Origin of the sequence: Nitrosomonas marina (assembly GCF_900111605.1) — a bacterium.
Taxonomy (GTDB): domain Bacteria; phylum Pseudomonadota; class Gammaproteobacteria; order Burkholderiales; family Nitrosomonadaceae; genus Nitrosomonas; species Nitrosomonas marina_A.
The window spans coordinates 1-19,273 of sequence record NZ_FOIA01000008.1; the positions used below are offsets into that span (position 1 = coordinate 1).

A 19,273-nucleotide genomic window follows, 5' to 3' on the forward strand; every position below is an offset into this window, starting at 1 on the left:
CTAACAGCCGTATCGATGAGTTGTTGCCACTCGCTCCGAAATTTATCGAAGCATTAAAACTATAAAAATTCTAGACGGACGTAACGGACGCATACAGTTATTTTTCAAGAAAGGTATTTTGCAAATTTGTATTTAAGTTTGTCTGCTGATTAAAGAAGATAAAGAAGAAATTCAAAAAATATTTGATTCCAATAAAACTACTTACTGGGACTGTAACTAGGACTAAATTGAGCGAACAATCTTATTAGTTCATATAGCTATCAGTATTGGCATATAACTTATTGATTTAATGGTGCTGTTGAGAGGAGTCGAACCTCCGACCTACTGATTACGAATCAGTTGCTCTACCAACTGAGCTACAACAGCTTTTTTGGTGTGCGTTTGAAATAATCCAGTATTATAGTTGTTAGTGGTGGGGCGGGTAAATAGTTGATTTGCTTTTGTGCAGATTTTGCACGTATCTTCGTGTGTTATAACGTATATACTTACATTTTTTAGCCTCAGAATCAGAATTTTGTTATGTATCTACTCATTCATAGACAATGGATTTATTAACACAAGGGTTGCTTGGTGCGGGTATGGCACAGTCGGGGGCACGGCGTGATGATGTGCGTCTAGCTGCGGGCGTGGGTTTTTTTGCCGGATTGATTGCTGATGCGGACATCTTGATTCGGTCAGAGAACGATCCTTTGCTGAATATCGAGTTTCACCGGCATTTCACGCATTCTGTTTTCTTTATTCCGTTTGGCGCGTTAATCGCGACTTTGCTGTTGTGGCCATTTTTACGCAAGCGTTTGCCGTTTGCGCGTATTTATTTGTTTGCGTTTCTGGGGTATTGCCTGAGTGGAGTGCTTGACGCGTTTACCAGCTATGGTACGCATTTGCTGTGGCCGCTTAGTGATGCGCGTATAGCGCTCAATATGATTTCGGTTATTGATCCGGTGTTTACTTTAATCCTGCTGACTGCGGTTGTGGTCGCTTTCAGGAAATATACCGTTATTGCAGCGCGTGTCGGATTGTTGCTGGCTGGGATTTATTTGTCGTTTGGCTGGACGCAGTTGCAGCGTGCAGAAAGCGTTGCTGAGAAACTGGCTGTTGAGAGAGGACATACGATCGAGCGCCTGCTGGTTAAACCGACTCTGGCAAATCTGGTGTTGTGGCGTTCGATTTATCAGTTCGATGGACAGTTGTATGTCGATGCGGTGCGCGTTGGACTGTTTTCAGATGTGCGGGTTTATCCTGGAGACTCAATTGAATTGTTTGATTTTTCACGTGATATGCGCGAATTGCCGTTTTCATCCGTTCTGGCTGGCGACATTGAACGGTTCACGCATTTTTCCGATGGTCTGGTGGCTCTCTGGACTGGGCAGCCAGAGCATGCTGAGGTGTTGATTGATGTGCGATATTCCAATCTTCCCATGTCGCTGGCGCCGCTCTGGGGTATCGAGATAGACATGGCGCAGCCTGAGCAACACGCCAGATATACGCTGTACCGTGATGCTTCCGGTGAAACGAGGAAAAAATTCATGTCGTTGCTGATGGGACAGGATCTGGACTGAAACCCAGGTCAGTCTGGTACGTGCTATTTTAAAGCCGTGATCCACTTTGCGTACAGCCGATCGGCAATATTATTGAGCTTTATTACCCGCTCAGTCAGATTTTTTTCCATCTCCGCTGGAGACTGGACAGTCGGCTCATCCATTTGAATGATTTCCTGGAAATTGACATCGCTCCAGTCTTTAACCATGCGCTCGGTCATTTCAACGTGGCACTGCATACCCAGGTGAATACCAATGGCAAAGGCCTGGTTTTCGCAGTGTGGGCTGGAAAGAATACAAGTGGCTCCTTCCGGTAAACTGAAGGTTTCACCATGCCAATGGAAGGTTTCAAATTCTGATATGTCATTGAACCATGCACGAGCTACCGGGTTTTGCGCTACCTGGACGTCGCCCCAACCCATTTCTCTGCATACATTCTGTGTAACGATACCGCCAAGGGCCTTGGCTATTAGCTGACCACCCAGGCAATGTCCCAGAACGGGTATTTCCCGTGCCACTGCCTGCCGAATTATATTCAGTGTTGGCTCAATCCAGGGTAAATCATCATTAACGCTCATCGGGCCGCCCATAAAAACCAATCCGCTGTATGGTTCCGCGTTAATCGGCATTTCTTTGCCTGCATCGATTTTGATCAATTCCCACGGAATATGATTGTTGTCGAGAAATGTGGCAAAATAGCCGGGCCCTTCTATGGGCAGATATCTGAAAATAGCAACTGGCTTCATGAAGTGTTCGCTAACTATGAGTCTGAAAAATTAGTCCATATGTATGATGGGTACCGTCATCTTATTTTCTTCTGATAATGCCTGTCAATTTTATGCCGGTTTGCTGGTTCCTTGCAGTTGTATGATCGCTAAAATTTATGGTTGATCAATAGTCATAACCGGTTTTTTTTATTTGCTGTTATTTTTGTTATTCGATGTCAGTCAAAAAAAATTCATTCGATGATCTGGTGCGAGTTGAACAGATACGCACCATAGAAGCTGTAAAATCCGAGGAGCTGTCTTACGCTGGCGTGGCGGATATAAGAAACCAATCTATGGCGGATTTCAAATATGCCGATTTTACGCAAAGGCTGACCACACGCGCAAACTCTCTGATTCGTGATAACGAACTGGATGATGCAATTACAAAACCGCGTCAACAATTCAGGCGCGCTGGTCAGATTTGTCTGATCATTGCTGCGATTCTGGGCTGTCTGGCTGCAGCGAATGCTGTCAGTGTGTCGCAAACATTGAATATCTACTGGTTGCTTTCGGTACTGCTGGGTTTTCATTTGCTGTCGTTGATTTTGTGGACGACCGGCATTGTATTGAATTTGCAGGGACTGAGCAGTGGTGTTGCAGCGCAACTGGCTGGCTGGTGGCCTTTCCGAAAAAAAGAAAAGGATACAATGGAATCACTGGCAAGACTTGCCTGGTGGGAGAGCTGCCTGACTGGTATTATTGGAAAGTGGCGTGTCAGTGTGCTTACTCATCAATTCTGGCTGACTTATCTGGCTGCAGGACTCGTATTGCTGGTCCTGCTAATGTTGGCCAAACAATATAATTTTATCTGGGGAACCACGTTGCTGCCTGAACATAGTCTGCCCCGACTGACGGAATCATTAGGCAAGCCACTGGTCTTGATAGGCTTTGAGATACCTGACAGCCGGCAGATTGCTGCAAGCAGGATGGGAATAGTAGAGCAGGACGCAGAAACACGCGGCGCATGGGCGCGGTTTTTGATTGGCGTGCTGTTGATTTACGGTTTGTTTCCTCGTTTAGTGCTGCTTGTTTTATCAGCATTGATGCTGAAGTGGTCTGAACGCCGGTTTAAATTGGATTTGTATCTGCCATATTACATCGATTTGCGCCAGCGCCTGATGACGCGTAAAGACAGTTCTAAAATTATCGATGCCGATCCGCTTGCGAATAAGAAACCGGCAGAAGTAAACTATGCTACGGTTAACAACACAGTACCGGATCAGGCATATGCAGTTGGTATTGAGCTCGACGAAAAAATTGTCTGGCCTGGTTCGGTGGTTTGCCACCTGAATATTGTTGATCAGCAAACACAAGCGGAAGCGCTTCAACTGGTTAAATCACTGAATGGATCTCTACTCATTGGTGTTGCTGCACATCGTTTGCCAGACCGGGGTATTCAGCGTATCGTCAGCGATTTGCTTGCAGCTACCAGATGTAGCCCCTGGCTGGTGCTGTTGAATAAAAATCCGGCTGTACCCGTCGCTCACAGTCGGGAGCAGGCCTGGTTTCGTCTGGCGCAGGCTTGCGGAATTCCAGCCGAGCAGGTTATTACTCAGTAAATGATCATGGAAAACCTCTCACATCGCCTGTTAAATATTGCTGTCGTCGGGCATACCAATACCGGTAAGACTTCATTAATTCGCACTATGTTGCGTAGCGCTGAATTCGGCGAAATAGAGGATGCCGCCGGAACCACACGTCATGTGGAACAGGCCACAATTACGGCGGGTGACTTGCCTGTTCTGAACCTGCATGACACACCTGGACTGGAAGATACACACGCATTGTATGCGCATTTGAAAAAAATGAGTGGTAAGTCCAGATTGGTAGCGCCTGTGAATATTCTCGAGGAATTCGTCACGAATATCTCCATGCACGATCCCCTGGAACAGGAAGCTAAAGTCATTCGTCAGGTTTTACGCAGTGATGTTTTACTCTATGTCATTGATGTGCGTGAGCCTTTTCTGGAAAAATATCGTGTAGAACTGGAGATACTTACGCGGTCGTCGAAACCGATCATTCCGGTTTTTAACTTCATTGCTGAGCACAGGCAGGAGCTGAATCACTGGCGAGAACAATTAGCCGTCTACAATATCCATACAACACTTGAATTTGATACTGTTGCTTTTACGTTTGAAGCTGAGAAGCGTTTATATCAGAAAATTCAAACGCTGGTCGAAACACAATACGACACGCTGCAAAAACTGATCGACTATCGTGCCAAGGTCTGGAAACAGCTTTGTCTGTCCGGCGCAAAACGTATTGCGGAATTGATTGTCAGTGTGGCCAGCTATCGAGAAAGCAAGAATGTCAGGCCTGGCCATATTGCTGAATCGTTGAATGAAGACAAACTGCACGATTACGTCAGGAAAGCTGAACAAAACTGCCTTAAAGATTTGCTGTCAATTTTTAATTTTTCGGAGAAAGATGTTGCAATCCAGAAAATTCCGGTTAGTAACGGTCAATGGAAACTGGACATTTTTGCGCCTGGTATCATGAAAGCATATGGGCTAGATGTCGGCAGTGCGGCAGCAAAGGGTGCGGCAGCGGGTGCGGGTATTGATCTGATGGTCGGTGGCTTAAGCCTGGGAGCAGCAAGTGCGCTAGGTGCTCTCGCGGGTGCAGGATGGTCTACTTTCAAGCGTTATGGCGATGAAATTAAAGCGTCAGTGCGGGGTACGCAATGGCTTTGTGTCGATGAGAACACATTACAGGTGCTCTATCTGCGGCAAAAGCAGTTATTGGAAAAACTGATGCATCGAGGACATGCCGCTTATGACACGATGCAGGTTGATACGCCGGAAAAAATAAAACTGCCTGAAGACTGGTCTAATCTTATCAGTACGCTTCGCCAGAACCCTGCGTGGCATGAAGCTTCAACATCCCGCAATAACAATAAACAATATCTGGAAATAGAGTCCAAATTGATTGCGGGTATTTTACACAACGAAACGGAGCCGGCTGCGAAGCGCTGACGTATTCCGTTTGACTTGATCAAGCTCTATTTTCATAGCAGTGAGACGTTCGCTTCCAGTGCGGACAGTATTTCCCATGTCGGTTTATCTCTAAGTTATCGCGGTATCGTGCCGTATATACTGCCATCTATTGAAACGAAAATAGTCAGTTATCTCAGCTGATTAATTCGAATCCCCGATATTAAGGAGTAAATATGGGCGCTGTTACAGCACGTACTGATAAAAAAGTCAAAGAAGTCAGTTTTTCCTGGGAAGGGAAGGATAAAACCGGCAAACAGATCAAAGGTGAAATGCGTGCCGCCGGCTCTGTTGTCGTTACGTCGGCATTGCGCCGTCAGGGTATCAAAGTTACAAAAATCAAGAAAGTCAATGAATCGGGTGGAAAAATTACGGACAAAGATATCACCCTTTTTACCCGGCAGCTCGCAACCATGATGAAATCCGGTGTGCCATTGCTGCAGGCCTTTGATATCGTTGGCAAGGGACACGATAATCCAGCAATGAGAAAACTGCTTCTGGATATTAAAACCGATGTGGAAACCGGAAACAATTTAGCCGATGCGTTTCGAAAATATCCGCTGTATTTTGATAACCTGTTTTGTAACCTTGTTGGCGCTGGCGAAGCGGCGGGTATTCTCGATACCTTACTCGATCGGCTGGCGACATATAAAGAAAAGATTCAGGCCATCAAAGGAAAAATCAAATCCGCACTTTTTTATCCCCTTTCGATTATTGTCGTGGCTTTCATCATTACTGCGATCATGATGATTTTTGTAATTCCGTCATTCAAAGATCTGTTTGATAATTTCGGTGCGGATTTGCCTGGACCAACATTATTTGTTATGACGATTTCAGACTACTTTGTTGAATACTGGTGGGCGATATTCGGTTCAATCGGGGGCAGTATCTATGCCTTTTTTTATGCCTGGAAACGTTCAGTCGCCATGCAGCGGGTTATTGACCGGTTGATGCTCAGATTGCCCATATTTGGTAATGTTATTCGCAAGGCGACAATTGCCCGGTGGTCGCGGACGCTGTCAACCATGTTTGCCGCTGGGGTGCCACTTGTTGAATCGCTCGATTCGGTTGCCGGAGCTGCGGGCAATTATGTCTACTATGAGGCAACCAAGAAAATTCAGGTTGAAGTGAGTATAGGTAACTCCCTGACATCATCTATGGCGGGTACTGAATTATTTCCCCATATGGTATTGCAAATGGTCGCTATTGGTGAAGAAGCAGGTTCGCTGGATTCCATGTTGAGTAAAATTGCTGATTTTTATGAAGCCGAAGTGGACGATGCTGTGGAAGCGTTATCAAGTCTGATGGAGCCGATGATTATGGTGGTGCTGGGAACATTGATTGGTGGTATGGTTGTTGCTATGTATCTGCCAATCTTTAAAATGGGTATGGCAGTTGGTTAAGTGCTGAAAACCTGTTGTCCTACAAACTTGTCACCGCTGTGTGGTGCCAGTTTGCGATTAACGGGTAACCTTTTGTGTTTGATAAACTTTCTCGTGCTACCTAACATTTTTTTTAATGCCTATGATCGTACAGTTACAGGAGTCCATCTCACTATTGATTACTCTGACCGCCGTTCTTGGTTTGATGGTCGGCAGCTTTCTCAATGTGGTTATTTACCGTCTGCCCAAGATGATTGAAAGAAGCTGGCAGCAACAATGTGCGGAATTTCGGGGGGAGCAAGTTGAAGCTGCCCCTGCTTTCAATCTGGCCACCCCTCGTTCGAATTGTCCTCATTGCCAGCATAAGCTTGCATTCTGGGAGAATATACCTGTTATTAGCTATTTATTTTTGCAGGGGCGCTGTTCCGAGTGCCGTTCGCCGATATCCATGCGTTATCCCATGATTGAAGTATTCACTGGTGTAATCAGCGGTTTTGTCGCTTGGCATTTCGGCTGGGGCTGGCAGATGGTCGCTGCCCTTTTTTTTGTGTGGTCGCTTATTGCACTGGCTGCAATCGATATTGATACCCACTTGTTGCCGGATAATATTACATTACCGTTAATGTGGCTGGGTATCCTGGTTAATATGCAAAACGGATTTACTAATCTCCATTCGGCTGTGATAGGTGCAGTTGCAGGGTATTTGTCGTTGTGGATGGTATACTGGGTTTTCAAACTGATCACGGGCAAGGAAGGTATGGGGTTTGGTGACTTCAAACTGCTGGCAGCTATCGGTGCATGGCTTGGTTGGAGCATTTTGCCGCTGGTGATTCTGTTTTCGTCACTTGTTGGGGCTATGGTTGGTGTCGGTTTAATCATAGCGGCAAAGCTTAACAAAGACGTTATGATTCCTTTTGGCCCATATCTGGCCGGCGGGGCACTCATTGCATTATTCTGGGGACAGGAAATCAATCACGCATATTTTGGTCTATTCTGATTTTTCATGTTTGTCATAGGTTTGACTGGTGGCATTGGTAGCGGCAAATCCACAGCAGGTGAAATTTTTGCAGAACTGGGTGTTGATGTCATCGATACTGACCAAATTGCACGTCTGTTGACGCAATCAGGCGGCGCTGCCATTCCAGCAATATGCGGCTTGTTTGGTGATGCCTATATTACCGAAAGTGGTGCACTTGACCGGCAGAAAATGCGCCAGCTGATCTTTTCTGACAGTGCTCATCGACAAAAACTTGAACGGCTGTTGCATCCGCTTATTCTCGATGAAGTCTCTTCTCATGTTCAACGATCCCTCTCGCAATACGTGATCGTTGTTGTTCCCTTGTTATTGGAAACTGGGGACTATGATCACCTGATTCAGCGCGTTCTTGTTATTGACTGCGATGAACAATTACAGGTGACTCGAACCATGGCGCGCAGTCGATTGAGCGCTGCGGACGTCAAGGCTATTATGGCGACGCAGGTTGACCGCCAGTTCCGTCTAACAAAAGCGGATGATATTGTTCGTAATAACCGGGATTTTGGCCATCTTAGAGCGCAGATTGTCCGGCTTCATCATTTTTATCTTACCCTGGCTGAATAATTCATCATAGAATTTACTTGATCTTGGGGTGAAACCTGTAGTACAAGTAGCGCATTAACAAACAGTGACTAGTTGATCGACGTGCGGAGAGCATTTCTCAATGAAGATGAACCTAAATCAAACTTTAAATTGTCGCGTGCTGCCATTGCGCCCGGAAAGTAGCAATATCCAAAGTCTTTTCAATTTCCAAAGTTTTTTTTCAATCAGCTTATTGATTTTAATTGCCGTTTTTTTTTCAGGTTGCACGCAACCCTTGAAGGCCCCGATGCCGAGAACCTCAACGATCAAAGCGCCTTCTCCAATAAATGCGCCTTATAATCGTTCCTATACTGTAAGAGGCATAACCTATCATCCGATGCGTTCCGCTGTCGGATACAGTGAGCGTGGAATTGCCTCCTGGTATGGATCTGAGTCCGGCAACCGTACCGCAATGGGTGTCCGATTTAATCCCCGGGAATTGACTGCAGCACATAAAACGCTGCCGCTGCCAACAAAAGTCCGTGTGACCAATTTGAGAAACGGACGATCGGTTGACGTAGTGGTTAATGACCGTGGGCCGTTCAAAAAAAACCGCCTGATTGATTTATCGCATGGCGCGGCAAAGAGAATAGGACTTGATAAACAGGGACTTGGAAAAGTAAAAGTTGAATACCTGGAGACCCTGGCAAACAATCCCTGACCGCTGTTCTGGGATTGCATTTTTAATTGAGTTGAAATAATCATGAAGGCGTAGTTTCAAGGACAGTGCTTACTGCATAACTGTAAGTCGATAACGATTATGAAAAAAAGCACACCTGATCTTATGACCATGCTGCATCGGCTCATTGCCCTGCCATCCATGAGCAGTGTTAATCCGGCATTTGACACGAGCAATCGTGCCGTGGTCGATTTATTGGCAACCTGGTTCGAAGCCCTAGGTTTTACAATAGATGTCATGCCATTGACCGAACAGCCACATAAAGCCAATCTTGTGGCAACTATTGGACCTGTTCAGGAAAAGACGATGCCTCATGGATTGATGCTGGCCGGTCACACCGACACAGTTCCTTGCGAAGAGAAGTTCTGGCGGTTTAACCCCTTTCAGTTGACAGAGCAGGATAATCGTTTGTATGGACTTGGTACGGCCGATATGAAAGGTTTTTTCGCTCTGGTTATCGAGGCATGTAGACAATTTGATGCTACCCGGTTTAAACAGCCACTGGTCATTCTGGCAACAGCCGATGAAGAGAGCTCAATGGAAGGGGCTGCCATGCTGGCGCAGAAACCACTGCCGGCGCGTTATGCTGTTATTGGCGAACCTACAGGACTCAGACCGGTCAACGCTCATAAAGGCATGATTATGAACGGTATCCGGCTGATCGGACGTGGTGGACATTCCAGTAATCCGGCACTGGGTTTGAATGCAATGGAACCCATGCATCTGGTACTTGGAGAATTATTGCGCTGGCGAGACGATTTGCAGAGTCGCTATCAGGATAAACGATTCACTATTCCGGTACCGACCTTGAATCTTGGCCATATTCATGGCGGTGATAATCCCAACCGTATCTGTGACCAATGTGAGGTTCATTTCGATATCCGTTTGTTGCCGGATATGGATATTCAATCTGTTCATCATGAATTGCATTTACGTTTAAAAACCCTGCTCGCGAATACGGAGATACAATGGGAATTGTTTCCGTTAAAACAGGGTACACCTCCAATGCTGACGCCCAAAGAGTCGCCAATTGTCAGAAGCTGTGAACAATACACGCATGCCGAATCACATGCTGTTGCATTCTGTACCGAAGGTCCCTACCTGACACAACTTGGCATTGATACTGTCATTCTGGGTCCAGGTAATATCGCCCAGGCACATCAGCCCAATGAATATCTTGAATTGTCAAACATCCGGCCATGTGTGGATATTCTGACTGATTTGATTGCAGAGTATTGCCTGTAGCAAATATAAGCTGATTAGTGCTCGAAACAGTCTCGTTTATTAGCAGCTTGTCATAATGCAAGGCCTGTACACAAATAACTGGTTGCCTGAACTGTTGGTAGTCAGATATTCGAAATGATAAAAGAATAGGCATGCCCGAGGATATGCAAAAGAAAAAACTTAGCTTTTCCATACGTATGCTTGAAACCGTCGAACGGGCAGGCAACAGGTTGCCTGATCCGGCAATCCTGTTTGTAGGATTGCTGCTTGCTATCTGGCTATTGTCGTGGCTGCTTTCGTACATACCGTTCGATGTCATTGATCCACGTACTGAAGCCCCGCTCATTATCCATAACCAGTTGTCTGGCGCAGCAATAACCGAATTTCTGTCGGTTATGGTGACTAATTTTTCGCATTTTCATCCGGTAGGTGTAGTGCTGGTGGCAATGATGGGAATTGGTGTTGCTGAGCACACTGGTTTTATCAATTCTGCATTACGGGCTTTGCTGAGTGTTACATCGAAACGATTTCTGACCCCCATGGTCATTTGCGCCGGCATCATCAGTCACTCTGCTGTCGATGCAGGCTACGTGCTAGTCATACCGCTGGGTGGTGTTATATTTTATGCTGCAGGAAGGCACCCATTGACCGGAATTGCTGCCGCTTTTGCAGGTGTTTCAGGTGGTTTTTCAGCAAATTTCTTACCTTCATCGCTTGATCCGTTATTGCAGGGTCTGTCGCAGGCAGGAGCCCGGATTCTTGATCCCGATGTTGTGTTGAATCCGCTCAACAATTATTTTTTTACATCTGCTTCTTCCATTTTGATTGTCGGGCTTGGATGGTATGTGACTGAGAAGATCGTTGAGCCACGCCTGCAGCATATCGAATATGCCGGTGATTCCGGGGGGCATACTGATATGCGAGCACTGCAACCAGAAGAGCACAATGGTTTGCGTGCAGCCGGATTAATTTTTTTGCTAAGCATTGCTGTCTTAATCGCTACAGCCTGGCCGTCCGATTCGTCATGGCGGGATGCCTCGGGTGATCTTACTTCCGGCTCTGCCCCGATCATGCGTTCCATAGTTTCATTGATTTTCCTGATGTTTGTTATACCAGGTTGTGTTTATGGTATTGTGGCTGGTACGGTGAAGAGTGCCAAAGATATCATTGATGGTATGACTAATGCCATGCACCAGATGGCTTATTATCTTGTCATCATGTTTTTTATCGCCCAGTTTGTATATGCGTTTGGACAGTCGAATCTTGGTGTTCTGCTTGCTCTGCAAGGTGGGGCAGCACTAAAGGCTTTGGCAATGCCTTCGACGATTACCATTATTGGGGTTGTGCTAATTACCGCATTCATCAACCTGTTTGTAGGTTCATCCAGTGCAAAATGGGGAGTGCTTGCACCGATTTTTGTGCCCATGCTGATGCAACTTGGTATTTCGCCTGATTTGACACAAGCAGCGTACCGTATCGGTGATTCGAGCACCAATATCATTACACCGTTGCTGCCATATTTCCCGCTTGTAGTTGTGTACTGCCAGCGCTACACTAAACATGCAGGGATCGGGACAGTAGTAGCGATGATGCTTCCATATTCAGTAGCTTTTCTTGTAACGTGGACCTTATTTTTGCTGTTGTATGCTTTTGTGGGCTTACCGCTCGGTGTTCAAGCAAGTTATATTTACCCTTAGCAGTATTCACTTGTCTAATTCTGTTATTTGTATTGATGATTATTGTATTAATGATGGTGTTGAATAGTCTGGATTTTTACCTAACGCAAAGCAATGACGAAAGTCGGATATCAAATTGTGAATTTGCTGAAATAAAAAGTGGATGTTAAGATGAAAATGAAATGTGTGCTGAGTGGTTTTATGTCTGTTTCGGACAAGCAGCTGTGGTTATATCGTTCTTGAAATGTGCATGCACACATTGTGATAATTCTTTTACAAAGGATATGGAGGAACGAGTATGAGAAGTGTATTTTGGATACTGTCGTTTGTTACTTTAACTTTCTTTATGGTGGCTTGTGCTGATCAGGATTCAGCAGAAAGTATGGGTGAGTCGATTGATCAGACCATTGAAGATACTAAAGAAACCTTGAGTGACGCCACCGACGAGGTTAACAACAAACTGGACACTGCTGCTGAAGATACAAAAGAGGCCATGGATAGCGCCATGGAAGGCGCAGACGAGACAATGGAAGAGCTGGGGGACGCACTCGAAGATGCTGGTGATGAAGTTGAAGATGCCAGTGATGACATCGAGGAAAAAGCAAGATCCAGCAGTGGTTATTAGGAAGTCAATTTAAACAGCCTTGCGTTAATTCCAAATTAGCGGATAACGTAAGCGTTAGTTGTTCCGTTTAAACCGGTAATCGATCAGAACATAGCCTTCACGGCGAGGAACCGCTACCGGTTTAAACGGTTAATGGGACAGTCTACAGAAATGCCCTTTATGGATGGAACGTTGCGAGATGCTGGCTAACGCTTTTATCGAGGCGGCACTGTAAAATAAATTGTGTAGCTGTCTGGTTCAAAGATGCCAAATTAGTCGGTTCCCGTAAATCCGGTGATAAAAGGGTGGCAGTAGCCACTTAGAAAAAATAATCTGTGTCTTTGCAGTTGCAGATATAGGACAGACGAGTGGCTTTTAACTGCGCTGTATCGGGAAACTGGCCCAAGCCAGGCTATATAACACTAAAGCAAGTACAATCACCGCATTAAACCCAATTGAAATAGCCAGCAAAGTAGCCAGCACGGCGCTCACAACTGAAGCACACCCGTTGATACCCCATGCCCAGGGAATCATTTCCGGGGCTATGTTACCTAGTTTTGCCAGAGCCAGTGGAAATGGCATTCCCATCAAAAAAGCCAGCGGTGCGACCAAACTGACAGTCAGAATAATCTTGTGCGGCATGGTTAATGACTGGTTGGTTGAGAAAATCGACTGTAAAAAAGCCATGTATAGAAAGCCAAGTACAACAATGCCAATTACTGCAAAGGTGATTGCAGGTTGATAAAGGCCGGACTGGATTAATCGCTGGGAAAACCCGCTACCCAATCCGGCAAACATCAGAAAAGCTGTCAGTATGATCGCTACGGCATACAGCGGATGATGCAGAAACAGGATAAATTTTTGAATAAAAGCGATTTCAATAAATAAAAATGCCAGTCCGATGGCTGAAAAATATATGATTACGCGATTTCTGCTGATTGCTGCTGTGACTGGCGAGGCTGTCATGATTGTTTTTTTAAAAAAAAGTAGAGGCAGTAATATCAAAATAGTGCTGGCAACGAGCGCTTGAAAAAGTGTTGCAATCAGTACCAGATAGCCGCCTTCAAGGAGGGGCAGTCCGCCGCTGTTGCGTAGCGAGATGATTTCCGGCAATACCGACCATTTGAAAAAGTGAAAGAAATAAGGGCGATCATCAGTCGCTGGTTCCAGTGCAAACTTGTAGCGTTCGAAAAAATCCTTGCGCTCATTGTTAATGATCGCATTTGCAGCCTGAAAAAAATAGGATTCCGCCAACTGATTAAACTGATTTGTTTCGTCGGGGGTGATGCCGGGATACCAGTCAAGATCAAAAGAGCGTGCATTGCAAAACGTTTTTAGTGCCTCAATTTCTTCATTTGTGAACGGGCGGTTTTTGATCAGTAAAGTGCCGGTTTGCCAACTGCGAAGAAATACTAACTGGTTGCCGGGGTTCGTTGCACCTGAATTATCCAGAGCATCAACAGCGGTCGCTAGCAGCTTAAGGTTGTCGCGAGGTGGCAGCTTTATCCAGCGTGTAATTGCCAGATATCCGTCGGGCTGCAATTTTTTTAACATATCTTGCAGCGACTCGACGGTATAAAGATAACTTTCATTCAATGCATACAAACCCGCCGACGAAGCCGCAAACGAATCCAGTAATGCAATTTCGATCAGGTCATAATGTTCTTGTGTTTCACTGATAAATCCGCGCGCTTCTCCTTGAAAAAGCTGTACTGTATCGCCATTCAGCAAGTGGCCGGTAAATTCGGCATAATCTTCATGCAGCAGACGAATAAGTTGTGGATTTAATTCCACAGCATCAATTTGCTGTGCCTGATGATACCGTGCCTGTAAAATGCTGCTGCCACCACCAGAACCCAGAATCAGCACTTTGTTCAGCTGTGCAAGGTGGTAGGGTGCCGCCGATGTTGTCTGGTCTAAATAAGCATAGTCAGCAGGATTTCCGGATTCGCGTGTTATGGCAGTAAGGCCGCCCCCATCGGTAAAAACTCCGATTTGCTCGGGTGGTTCGGTTTTTGCATTCAGGCTTAATCCTGGCGCATGCCGCAACGGAATGATGTCGTTTTGTACGATTGAAAGCAGGCCCAGCGGACTGGAGTACTCGCTGATGATTTCGGTACCCTGTATGCGCTGTATTTGGACCAGTTCTTTGTAGGGAGATAATCGCAACTCGTTGTTATTATGTAATATTATTATTGTAATGCCTATCACTAACGATACAGTATAAACTGTGTTTCGTTGCTGAAATCCTAGCTCCCATGCAGCAAGAACCAGTGCCCCCAGTCCAATACAGCCAATAATAAAAAGCGCTTGTAACGGCATGGCTACAAACAGTAATAAAACAATTCCCAGACTACCCAGTCCTGCGCCCATTAAATCAAATGCATAAAGACTTGCGATACGCCAATGAAAGCAGGTTAATGCCAGTGCAATTGCATTGGCGGCAAAGAAAAAAGGAAGCGCCAGTAACAGGTAAATACCGAGCAGTCGTAGCGGTTGCCAATAGTCCCAAAGAATTTCGTCAGGATTGAAAGGTATTGACTGCGCCAGCAAAAAACAGCCGATGCTGCTAAGGGCGAACAGCATGATATTAATAAGAAAAACATGAGAGAATCTTTTGCTGAAAGAGTCCTGAAAAATCGAGATAAATGTGCCGCTTGCGCCAAACCCCAGTAATGCCAGACTGATGATCATATAGGCAAAATGATGCCATTGAATAATAGAAAACAGCCGCATCAGCAGAATCTCATACCCGAGTATGGCGGATGACAGTAGCGCTATTGTAAAAAACGGCGGCCTGATTTTCATCGAATAAATCAATGTTTACCTGTTAACGGTACAAAAGCAACAGGCAATAATTGCTGCGTGCGGACTTTGCCTTCTTCCGATTTTTCTACCAGTAATAGTTCTTGAACCATAAACCGTGAGCCTACTGGAATCAGCATGCGACCACCGGGTTTTAACTGTTTGATCAGTGGAGGCGGTATGTGGCTGGCGGCAGCCGTCACGATTATTGCATCAAAAGGAGCATGTTCTTCCCAGCCGTAGTAACCATCGCCGATTTTAAGCGTGATATTGTCGTAACCAAGTCGCTGCAGACGCGCCTGTGCCTCTTTGCCCAATGGCTCAATAATTTCTATACTGTATGCTTTGCTGACCAATTCAGCAAGTACCGCAATCTGGTAACCTGAGCCGGTGCCGATTTCAAGGATACTGTCATTTTTACCAACATGCAGTAAATTAGTCATTATGGCTACAATGTAGGGCTGTGAGATCGTTTGCCCGTGACCAATCGGCAATGGCCGGTTGTCATATGCACTGTGCTGCAGTTTTTTTGGTACAAATTCGTGGCGAGGCACAGAATTGAGTGCGCTAATGACATTGTCATCAAGCTTTTTATTTGCCAGATTACCGTATCCGGTTTTGATTTCCGCTTCTATGGTTTCAATCATTTTTGCTCTTTTAACTGCAAAAGGGTCTTTGGCGAGGCCATCAGGTAAGGCCAAGATTGAAAGGGAAAGCGTCAACCAAAGTAGTATAAACTGTTTGAGAATAAGGTAATTCATAAGTCCCTCATAATAGATTGGGTAATTTGTAGTATGGGGTTTTGGGTGTTTTATACAATTCACAGTAGCAGGAACTAATAGTAGTTTTTCTACATGCAGCTGCCTGATCTTCAGTAAAATGAAAACAATTGATGTTTGCTTTAAACATGGCAGGGTGTTCGGATTTTCTCCTGTTTAATAGAATATCAATAAAAATATATTTTTATCAGTTTGTTGTTGTGGTTTTTTTGAAAAAAAAACAGTTTTTGGAAAATGCGTATTGCGCTGATAATTTGCGTTAGTGTAGTGATAATGTAAGAATCTCAATATGGATAGAAAGTTTAATCTGATAAAACCATTAGATGAGATCAGCCTGTTTAAGTCGCAGACTGAGATGTGTTCCAAACATATACCGACTATGAAAAAAATATTAATAATTTTGATGCTTACACTGATAACCTTGCCTGTATGGGCAGAGTGGACTCAGATTGCAGAAAGCGATGAGAAGGGTGCTTTTGTTGTTTATGCAGATTTAACTTCGGCCCAAAGAGCTGGAGGAAGGGTCAAAATGTGGGTTTTGTATGACTATAAATCTGAACAAAGAGCATCCGGTACCAATTTTTTATCTAAAAAAATACGTCGAGACTATAATTGCAGAGAGGCAGGTATAAGAACACTCGCTTTTTCATTATTCAGCTGGAATATGGAGAAAGGAGAATTACTACGTTCCTATAATCAGCCCCAGCAGTGGGAACGTGTGCAGCCGGATAGTATGAAAGAGGTTGAGTGGACTGCTGCATGTACCGAGCCGTAGTTATGTGTGACAAAGCTACTGAATTGAGCTGTTTTGGCCGTAGAGAATTTTCGTTTAGATTCGTTGCTGTGAACAGAACAGCTGTTAATAAATTCAAGGAATCGCATTTTTATTGGCGATTTTTAGGTTTTTTCTGTTGATGTGCCATTATTGCGTTATCAAAGCGAATGAATAATGGTCTGTAAATTTTGATCGTGTAAATTTCTAACACTAACGATAGTGTCTTAGTTATTCAGGTGTTGTTATTCAAATTGGACGCCTACAGGCTACTGCAATAATCTGAGTTATCGTTCCTCTCCGTTTTAAACAGCAGCTGCTACCACGGTTTTTTTATAAAACACCATACCTGCTTTTACTCCGTACATGCTATTGCTCCTATCTGGGTCGAAATGCAACATTCAAAATTGGCTTTGTAATAATGTACTCGGGGTATTTTTTAACAGTATGCTAAAGATTGAGTCAGGAGTTACGATAAAAACAATACGAATTTCATGGTTTTGACAGATCTAAATTGTTCAGGATTTATATTTAAATCTGAAAGCTCAGGAGAACAGAGGGAAAGGTGAAAGTTTTGAATGTACATAATAGGCAGGTACTCAATGAAAATTTACGCGAGACACTGCAACAAACAGAATTGATTCCCCCGCTTCCGGAAACAGCCAGTAAAATTTTATTGCTTCGTAATAAACCGGATGCACACCTGGATGAGTTGGTTTGTGTAATCGAAAGCGATCCCTCTCTGGCGGCTTTTGTCATGAAATACGCACGGATGGCTATATTTGGATACGGCGATCGAATAACTTCTGTGACGCATGCTGTCTCCCTGGTACTTGGTTATGCAACGGCATTAAATGTGACCTTGAGTGTGGCCGCGTCAGGCTCGCTCAAAATGCCGAATTACGGACCGCTCGGTCGTGTTTGCCTCTGGAGAGACGCGCTTCTGTGTGCTCAATTATGTCGTCAAATAGCAAGGGCTTTGGAAAAAAAACATTGTATAAATCCAGAACTTGCTTATCTGGGTGGATTGCTTCATAACTTTGGCTATCTGATGTTTGCGCATTTTTGTCCGAGAGAGTTTGCGAGTCTCAATGAGATGATAGGACAAAATCCAAATCAGGACATCAGGCCGCTTGAAATTCAGCATTTTGGCATTACTCATGATCTCATCGGTCTCTATCTGCTAAAGGCCTGGTGTCTGCCTGAGGAGGTGATTATGATGGCGGCCAAACATCATTATCCTGACAGTGTTGGCAAGCATGTGAACTACGTAAAACTTGTTGCTACGACTAATCGGCTGTTACACAAAGATGGTGTGCCTGATGCCTGCGAACATATTGAAACGTCAGCGATGATGGATGAACTAGGCATCAACGAAGCTGATGCAGAAATTGAACTTGAAAAAGTCGTGGAATGCCGTTCCGAACTTGAAGAACTGGCTCGTGGCCTTATGGCTTGAACTTCTGAATATCTATTATACACAGCATCCTGTTTCGCACCGTGTAAAGTGGCATGCCATCAATCGACCGATAACCGATCACATGGATAATCATTTACAAACAGAGCGACATAAATTTTCAAAATCGAATGCGCACGCCTGCATTCAGATATCCGTTATTTCTTGGAAAATTCAAGTAAGTCAGAAACAAGTTTATGAAATACTTTCTTCGGATCGTTTTCATCAACTGAAGTGCCATTCCCGGTTCCTGAAGAAGCGTTTGTAGATTGCTCGGATGCGGCACAGATCTCATCTGTAATGTTACGACAGAAGTCGCAATATTTATTCCAGGCTGTGTTGTAGCTGAGCAGTTGCTTCTGCGGAATAAAAACTCTTAATACCTCGAAATTATGCTGCATTTCGGGCAAACGGGAACATAAATATTGATTGACATTTTCCGGCCAGCGAATATGTTTGGGGTACATAGGTGCCAATTCGGTTTCAATCGTATTGCGGAAATTTTCAATTGCTTCCTCGCGACGTTTGCGGTTGACTATTTCAACAGCTATGGCAACCAAACCCACGAAACCAAATAAGAAAAACGGCCATAGTGGTACGGTTTCAAAATATTTGGAAATTTGATCAATATACTCTTCCAAGGTAACCCCTTCATTTACATAAAATTAATAGACTGCTGTATTGTCGGTTTTTTTAACGCGCTATATTTGTATTGATTTTACTACTGTCAACTTGTGTCGGTGGAAACTGGAAAATCCACAGTGTAGTCGCTAAATATTAAGAGCAAGTAATATCATATTAACTGAGTAACTGCCTGTTAATATCTGCAATATTTTCTTAATTAGATGTGTAGCTGACCACAGGTTTTTTTTCAATGATGTATTAAAAAAACCTGTGAATCTTGCCATAGACAAATCATTGTATCAATATGATAACAGTCATAAGAATGGAATAATTACTTTTATTAGAAGCAAGAAATT

General features: G+C 44.5%; 16 protein-coding genes and 1 tRNA gene. 12 read left to right on the forward strand and 5 right to left on the reverse strand.

From position 1 onward, the window contains the following. Nucleotides 1-290 precede the first annotated feature (290 nt). Nucleotides 291-366 (reverse strand) — tRNA-Thr (locus tag BMY62_RS04925). Nucleotides 367-542: 176 nt separating this feature from the next. On the opposite strand from BMY62_RS04925, the gene BMY62_RS04930 reads away from it, so the two are divergent. Beyond that, the gene (locus tag BMY62_RS04930; protein WP_090657268.1) at nt 543-1,559 is read left to right on the forward strand and encodes a metal-dependent hydrolase; all 1,017 of its coding nucleotides are present in this window, start codon (nt 543-545) and stop codon (nt 1,557-1,559) included. Nucleotides 1,560-1,582: 23 nt separating this feature from the next. Here BMY62_RS04930 and BMY62_RS04935 read toward each other — a convergent pair whose 3' ends face one another. Continuing rightward, nucleotides 1,583-2,284, reverse strand: a complete 702-nt coding sequence (locus BMY62_RS04935) for a type 1 glutamine amidotransferase (protein WP_090657269.1) — start codon at nt 2,282-2,284, stop codon at nt 1,583-1,585. A 194-nt stretch (nt 2,285-2,478) separates the two neighbouring features. Between BMY62_RS04935 and BMY62_RS04940 the strand changes: the two genes are divergently transcribed. The 9 genes from BMY62_RS04940 to BMY62_RS04980 all read left to right on the forward strand — a co-directional run bounded on the left by BMY62_RS04940 (nt 2,479) and on the right by BMY62_RS04980 (nt 12,502). Next, nucleotides 2,479-3,864, forward strand: coding sequence for a DUF2868 domain-containing protein (locus BMY62_RS04940; protein ID WP_090657271.1), 1,386 nt, complete (start codon nt 2,479-2,481; stop codon nt 3,862-3,864). A gap of 6 nt (nt 3,865-3,870) precedes the next feature. Then, complete coding sequence (locus BMY62_RS04945) at nt 3,871-5,280, forward strand: GTPase/DUF3482 domain-containing protein (protein ID WP_256207429.1); 1,410 nt, start codon at nt 3,871-3,873, stop codon at nt 5,278-5,280. Nucleotides 5,281-5,474: 194 nt separating this feature from the next. Continuing rightward, nucleotides 5,475-6,701: a type II secretion system F family protein gene (locus BMY62_RS04950; RefSeq protein ID WP_090657275.1), complete on the forward strand. Its 1,227-nt coding sequence runs from the start codon at nt 5,475-5,477 to the stop codon at nt 6,699-6,701. 115 nt (nt 6,702-6,816) lie between these two features. Beyond that, nucleotides 6,817-7,677, forward strand: coding sequence for a prepilin peptidase (locus BMY62_RS04955; protein ID WP_177170293.1), 861 nt, complete (start codon nt 6,817-6,819; stop codon nt 7,675-7,677). A 6-nt stretch (nt 7,678-7,683) separates the two neighbouring features. Beyond that, entirely contained in the window at nt 7,684-8,280 is a 597-nt protein-coding gene (gene coaE, locus BMY62_RS04960) for a dephospho-CoA kinase (protein ID WP_090657278.1), read from the forward strand. A 265-nt stretch (nt 8,281-8,545) separates the two neighbouring features. Then, nucleotides 8,546-8,959 (forward strand): septal ring lytic transglycosylase RlpA family protein, encoded by a 414-nt coding sequence (locus BMY62_RS04965; RefSeq protein WP_090657430.1) that lies wholly within the window; start codon nt 8,546-8,548, stop codon nt 8,957-8,959. Nucleotides 8,960-9,058: 99 nt separating this feature from the next. Next, nucleotides 9,059-10,222, forward strand: a complete 1,164-nt coding sequence (argE, locus tag BMY62_RS04970; RefSeq protein ID WP_090657280.1) for an acetylornithine deacetylase — start codon at nt 9,059-9,061, stop codon at nt 10,220-10,222. A gap of 131 nt (nt 10,223-10,353) precedes the next feature. Next, entirely contained in the window at nt 10,354-11,898 is a 1,545-nt protein-coding gene (locus tag BMY62_RS04975; RefSeq protein ID WP_218142936.1) for an AbgT family transporter, read from the forward strand. Between the two features lie 277 nt (nt 11,899-12,175). After that, on the forward strand, nt 12,176-12,502 hold the full coding sequence (locus BMY62_RS04980; protein WP_090657282.1) for a WXG100 family type VII secretion target: 327 nt from the start codon (nt 12,176-12,178) through the stop codon (nt 12,500-12,502). Between the two features lie 354 nt (nt 12,503-12,856). On the opposite strand, the gene BMY62_RS04985 is transcribed toward BMY62_RS04980, so the two are convergent. Both BMY62_RS04985 and BMY62_RS04990 read right to left on the reverse strand, forming a co-directional pair. Then, on the reverse strand, nt 12,857-15,289 hold the full coding sequence (locus tag BMY62_RS04985) for a spermine/spermidine synthase domain-containing protein (protein ID WP_090657284.1): 2,433 nt from the start codon (nt 15,287-15,289) through the stop codon (nt 12,857-12,859). Between the two features lie 8 nt (nt 15,290-15,297). Continuing rightward, entirely contained in the window at nt 15,298-16,047 is a 750-nt protein-coding gene (locus BMY62_RS04990; protein ID WP_090657286.1) for a protein-L-isoaspartate(D-aspartate) O-methyltransferase, read from the reverse strand. A gap of 307 nt (nt 16,048-16,354) precedes the next feature. On the opposite strand from BMY62_RS04990, the gene BMY62_RS04995 reads away from it, so the two are divergent. Next, on the forward strand, nt 16,355-16,840 hold the full coding sequence (locus tag BMY62_RS04995; RefSeq protein ID WP_256207430.1) for a surface-adhesin E family protein: 486 nt from the start codon (nt 16,355-16,357) through the stop codon (nt 16,838-16,840). Between the two features lie 571 nt (nt 16,841-17,411). Beyond that, on the forward strand, nt 17,412-18,296 hold the full coding sequence (locus tag BMY62_RS05000) for an HDOD domain-containing protein (protein ID WP_177170295.1): 885 nt from the start codon (nt 17,412-17,414) through the stop codon (nt 18,294-18,296). A gap of 155 nt (nt 18,297-18,451) precedes the next feature. Here BMY62_RS05000 and BMY62_RS05005 read toward each other — a convergent pair whose 3' ends face one another. Beyond that, nucleotides 18,452-18,934 carry a hypothetical protein gene (locus BMY62_RS05005; RefSeq protein ID WP_090657289.1) on the reverse strand — a complete coding sequence of 161 codons (483 nt, stop codon included), beginning with the start codon at nt 18,932-18,934 and terminating at the stop codon, nt 18,452-18,454. Between the last annotated feature and the right edge of the window lie 339 nt (nt 18,935-19,273).